Genomic DNA, 1,427 nt, shown 5'->3' with positions numbered 1-1,427 from the left:
AAGCACCGCTGCTCGTGGCGCTGCTGGAACCGGGCGCGTTGCCAAAGACTTCCAGCGGCAAGCTGCAGCGCTCTGCATGCCGCCAGCAATTGGCTGATGGCACCTTGTCGGCTTACGCGGTACAGCGTGCCGGGCAACTGGTGGAAGGCGATCGGGTGAACACTGCTCGGCTGAGCGAGGCAGAGCAGGCCATGGCTGCTCTCTGGTGCGAGGTGCTGCAGGTGGAGGCGGTCGAACGTGACGATCACTTCTTTGTCCTCGGTGGTGATTCGGTGCGGGCGACCCAGTTACTGGCACGCCTGCGTGAGCGTCATGGCCGCGCAGTGAAGCCGCGCCTGCTGTTCGAGGCGCCGGTATTGGGCGATTTCGTCGCTGCGCTGGCCAGTCATGTTGTCGATACACCGGCCTGCGCCGAAGTGACCTGTCTGGATCGCCATGGCACGCTGCCGCTGTCGCCGGCCCAGCGCCGTCTTTGGTTCCTCTGGAAGCTGGAGCCGCACAGCCCGCTGTACCACATCGCCGGTGGTCTGACGGTGCGCGGCGAGCTGAATGTCGACGCAGTGCAACAGGCATTCGTCGATCTGCAATTGCGTCACGAGACGCTGCGCAGCCGTTTCGTCGAGGACAGTGATGGCGAAGTTCGCCTGCACCTGACCGACGCCGCGCCGGTGCCGTTCAGTCAGATCGATCTGAGTGGTCAGCCGAGCACTGCCGAGGGCGACGCGCTGCAATTCGCTGCCGAAACCTTCGATCTGGTCAGCGGCCCGTTGCTACGTCTGCGTCTGCAGCACCTGGGCGAAGGCCGTCAGGCGCTGCTGCTCTGCATGCACCACATCATCTCTGATGGCGCTTCTCTGAATCTGCTGTTGGAGGAGTTTTCGGCGTGCTATGCGGCGCGTCTGCAAGGTGAGGTTGCGCAGCTACCGCAGTTGAGCCATCAGTACGTCGATATCACCGCCGCTCAGCAGCAGGTACTGGACGGTGGAGCGAGCGCACGACTGCTGCAGTGGTGGCGCACATACCTTGGGCAGGAACATCCGCCGCTTGAGTTGCCATACACCTTGGTCGACACGACTCGCCAGAGTGGACGTCGTGCCGGCTTCATCGAGCAGCGTCTCGACGATGTCTTGAGCGGGGAGTTGCGTCAGCTGGCCCAGCAGCATGGTGTGACCTTGGCCATGCTGTTGCTGGCGGCGTTCAACCTGTTGTTGCAGCGCTTTACCGGCCAGCAGGATCTGCGCATCGGTCTTACCCAGGCTGGGCGTGAACAGCTCGCCAGCGAACGTCTGGTGGGCTTCTTCGTCAATCTGCTGGTGTTGCGCTGCGACCTTTCGACCAACCCGAGCCTGAGTGCGCTGTTGCGCCAGGTGCGCGATGGGTTGCTGGATGCCCAGGCTCATCAGGATCTGCCGTTCGAGCAACTGGTG

1 protein-coding gene is annotated in these 1,427 nt (G+C 63.2%); it reads left to right on the top strand.

Annotated features, from left to right (window positions below; genetic code table 11):
• Nucleotides 1-1,427 (top strand): condensation domain-containing protein (locus tag J0A65_RS23360; protein WP_232850122.1); only part of this gene is annotated, 1,427 nt, incomplete at both ends.

Source organism: Bowmanella yangjiangensis, assembly GCF_017255015.1.
Lineage (GTDB): Bacteria > Pseudomonadota > Gammaproteobacteria > Enterobacterales > Alteromonadaceae > Bowmanella > Bowmanella yangjiangensis.
Note: the sequence above shows the minus strand (reverse complement) of the source record. Positions and strands in the feature narration are given on the sequence as shown.